At 59.8% G+C, this 3444-nt stretch carries 5 protein-coding genes; 2 read left to right on the top strand and 3 right to left on the bottom strand.

All coding sequences use genetic code 11. The features are described from left to right. The 3 genes from VN623_RS07430 to VN623_RS07420 form a co-directional block, all read right to left on the bottom strand. A partial coding sequence (locus tag VN623_RS07430; protein ID WP_325569660.1) for a 4-hydroxyphenylacetate 3-hydroxylase N-terminal domain-containing protein occupies nucleotides 1-460 on the bottom strand: 460 nt, incomplete at its 3' end. A gap of 42 nt (nucleotides 461-502) precedes the next feature. Then, a complete protein-coding gene (locus VN623_RS07425) occupies nucleotides 503-1075 on the bottom strand; it encodes an amino acid synthesis family protein (RefSeq protein ID WP_325569657.1) in 573 nt (190 codons plus the stop codon). A gap of 109 nt (nucleotides 1076-1184) precedes the next feature. Next, a complete protein-coding gene (locus VN623_RS07420) occupies nucleotides 1185-2207 on the bottom strand; it encodes a helix-turn-helix domain-containing protein (RefSeq protein WP_325569655.1) in 1023 nt (340 codons plus the stop codon). A gap of 150 nt (nucleotides 2208-2357) precedes the next feature. Between VN623_RS07420 and VN623_RS07415 the strand changes: the two genes are divergently transcribed. Both VN623_RS07415 and VN623_RS07410 read left to right on the top strand, forming a co-directional pair. Next, complete coding sequence (locus VN623_RS07415; protein WP_325569653.1) at nucleotides 2358-3251, top strand: xanthine dehydrogenase family protein subunit M; 894 nt, start codon at nucleotides 2358-2360, stop codon at nucleotides 3249-3251. Next, on the top strand, nucleotides 3248-3444 hold a 197-nt coding region (locus VN623_RS07410; RefSeq protein WP_325569651.1), incomplete at its 3' end, for a (2Fe-2S)-binding protein. The genes VN623_RS07415 and VN623_RS07410, both read left to right, overlap by 4 nt.

Below are 3444 nucleotides of genomic sequence, written 5' to 3'. Positions count from 1 at the left end.
GATTGATGATGACATAAGTGAGGAAGTAGTCGTTACGGCTCGCCTCCTCGAAATAATCGCGCAACGCCTTGGCGCGCTCGGCTCCGTGCTTTTCGAAGACTTCGATGCCCATGCGCTGGCCGACCAAGGCGGAGGCAAGGTGATCGGGCGAACGGCCCATGAAGCCGTAGGAGATGGCGGCCCAGGCCTGCATGGCTTTGCGCCGCTGTACCATTTCGCCGTAGTTGCGCGGCATCTGCCAAGAACGGTTGACGCGACGGTTCGAACCGTTCGGCACGAACGTCATCAGTTCGATGTTTTCGGGTTTGGCCTGGAAGTCGTAAAGCATCGCCGCCGACTTCACGGAGTTGCGAAAGGCCGGATGCTCGGTGACGTCGGCAACAAGCTTGCCGTCGATATAGACTGTGCGACCGTCCTTGAGGGATTTGAGGTGCTCTGCACCAGTCTTACAAGTCGTCATAGCCAGCTCCGAAAGTTATCCGTAGTGCCGTGCTCGCCGGCGTCACGTCAGGCCGTCGACGCCCTTGATCTCGCTCGCCTTCGGTCCGCCGACGCGATGGTTGGGGCGGCCGCGGTTAGCAAACGCGCAGATCAGGGCGATTTCATCCGGCAGAGGCGCGTCGGTTAGCGTGATGGTAATGCCGTCGTAGTGCGAACGCACATAGAGCGCGTCCTTGTGCGCGAACGGAATGTCGATGCTTGCACCTGGCGCCGCACGCTTGGTAAGCGAAGAAATCCACGCCTTGCCACCGCCGGCCGCGTCGCGCATGACGTTTCCGAAAACGGTCGTCAGCATCGCGACACCATGCTCTTGCTCGCCATTGGTGCCTATCACCGCACCCTTGCCGTAGCTTTCTGGCTTGTGCGGGGCGAGCAGCGCGATCGCCATCTTGCTTATATGGCGGCCGATCTCTTCGCTCGCTTTGGTGAGCGGGCTCAAGTCCTTTTCGAACTTTCCGGCGAACGGATTGTCGATGATGGCGACAACTGCGACCTTGCGCAGCGGCGGGTTCACGGTTTGCCCGGCATCAATCGCAACGTCATCAACGAACGCAAGCGTACGCTTGATCTGCATCGATTGTCCTCCCCGGCACTTTTTTATTTGTTGCTCCAATGATTGGTCAGTCTAGTAATGCATGTCAACAGTGGCCCGCTGTTTCAGCGCTTCATCACATTCGGTCAGTTCAGGCTTCCTCGAGCGCGATCGGCCGTCCCGGCTTGAGTGGCCGGCTGTCGCGGCGGGGCCGATAATTTAAGCGATAGCTCATTTCCTTAGCTTTGAGTGGCTTGCGGCAGTGGTCGCAGACCACAGTGGGATTGAAGTCTTTGCCGCAATCCGTGTGTTTCAGAATCAGCGGAACTTCGCCGCGCGCAAGCCAGTCGTTGCCCCAACGCAGCATCGCGATCAGCGGACCGTAGAGGTCTTTGCCCTTATCAGTGAGCGGATATTCGTAGCGCTCTGGGAGATCCTGGTATTTGCGGCGTTTAAAGATTCCTTCCGCCACAAGTCGATCAAGCCGATCCGTAAGAATGTTAGGCGCGATGCCGAGCGTGTTTTGCAGATCGTCAAACCGACGGATGCCGAAGAAGGCTTCTCGGATCACCATGAAGCTCCAACGGTCGCCGATAATCTTCAGCGTCTGGGCAACCGAACTCGGCCTGCCACGGTCGAGTACGGACGGATCCGAAGGCCGTCGGTTGCGTTTGGCGTCAACGACGGGTGTGGTGCCGGCGCCGGGACCATCGCGGTAGCTAACGGTTCTGACATTGACCTCTTCCTTGCACTGTGAGCAGGCCACCATCGGCCGGCACACTTCACCGCAAGGATTGTGGACGAGGTAGATCGGCGGCTTGGCGGTTTTCTTCAACCATTTATCACCGAAGGCGAGGAGAGCCATCATTACAGGATAGAGATCCATGCCCATCGCCGTGAGCCGATATTCGAAGCGCTGGGGGCGCTCCGAATATTGCACGCGCCGGAGCAGGCCCTGCGTGGTGAGCATGCGCAATCGCTGCGTAAGCGTCGCGCGCGGAATTCCAAGCGCCGATTGAAACGTCTCGAAACGCGTAGCGGCAAAATAGCTTTCGCGGAGCACAAGAAAAGCCCAGCTGTCGCTCAGGATAGCGACCGTGCGGCCAACCGAGCAGTTGCGCTCGTGAACGACTCGCAACGGCTTCGCCCGTAGCGGACGGGCGCGGCGTTGCATCGAGCGGCGCCTCAAACTCACAACCTGACTCAACCGCCACTCCGTATTGGCGCGTGCTCTATTTTTTTGTCTCGGCCTTGCGGCGCACCTTGCGCGCGGCTTCTTGACTGACGATAGCCTACATAGTCTAATTATGAAAGTCATTACGGCGTGAGACTTTCGACAGTCATGAAGCCTGCAGCGTTCGACTATGTGATTGCCGACAGCATCGACATGGCAGTCGCGTCGTTGGCTGATGGCGGTGGCGACGCGAAGATCATCGCTGGTGGCCAAAGCCTCGTTCCGATGCTCAATTTCCGTCTCATTCGTCCGTCGGTTCTCATCGATATCAATCGGATAGGCGACCTGGCCTTCATCGAGGAGGCGGGAAAAAAAATTTGTGTCGGCGCGCTCACGCGACATTATCAAATCGAAACCTCGCCAGTCATCGCCCGACATCTGCCAGTCCTCGCCTCCGCCATGACGCACGTCGCCCACCTCGCCATACGGAATCGCGGGACCATTGGCGGCAGCCTGTCGCATGCCGACCCCGCCGCCGAACTACCGATGATGGCGCTGCTGCTTGATGCCGAGCTTCACATTGCGTCGGCTTCGGGTAAGCGGACGATCGCCGCTCGCGATTTTTTCGTGGGCGCGCTCACGGTCGATCTCGCCCGCGACGACATCGTCACCGAGATTGCGCTGCCGAAACTACCGCCGAAAACCGGCTGGGGTTTCGAGGAAGTTGCACGCCGCAGCGGCGATTTCGCGCTTGCTGCCGCGGCAGCGACCTTGACGCTGTCCGCTGGCGTTATTTCCCAAGCCCGCATCGCTCTGACCGGCGTGGGCCCCACCCCAGTGCGCGTCGCCGAAGCCGAAGCGCTGCTGGTCGGCCAGGCACTCGAACCGGGCCTGATCGACCGCATCATTGATGTTGTCCGTGCTGCTATCGAGCCAGAAACCGATCTTCATGCTTCGTCGGATTACCGGCGTCATCTGGCAAGTGTGTTGGTTGGCCGGGCGGTCTCCGCCGCGTGGCGCCGCGCAAACGAGAGTGCCACATGAGCAAAACGCGCGAGATCACTGTGACCGTCAACGGCGCTGTCTACCGGCGCGCCGTAGAGCCGCGGCTACTGCTCGCCGATTTCCTGCGCGGCGAACTCGGCCTCACCGGAACGCATGTCGGCTGCGAGCACGGCGTGTGCGGCGCCTGCACGGTGATGATCGAGAGCGACAGTGTACGTTCCTGTTTAATGTT

The sequence above is a fragment of the Hyphomicrobium sp. genome, assembly GCF_035572195.1.
Taxonomy (GTDB): domain Bacteria; phylum Pseudomonadota; class Alphaproteobacteria; order Rhizobiales; family Hyphomicrobiaceae; genus Hyphomicrobium_B.
Note: the sequence above shows the minus strand (reverse complement) of the source record. Positions and strands in the feature narration are given on the sequence as shown.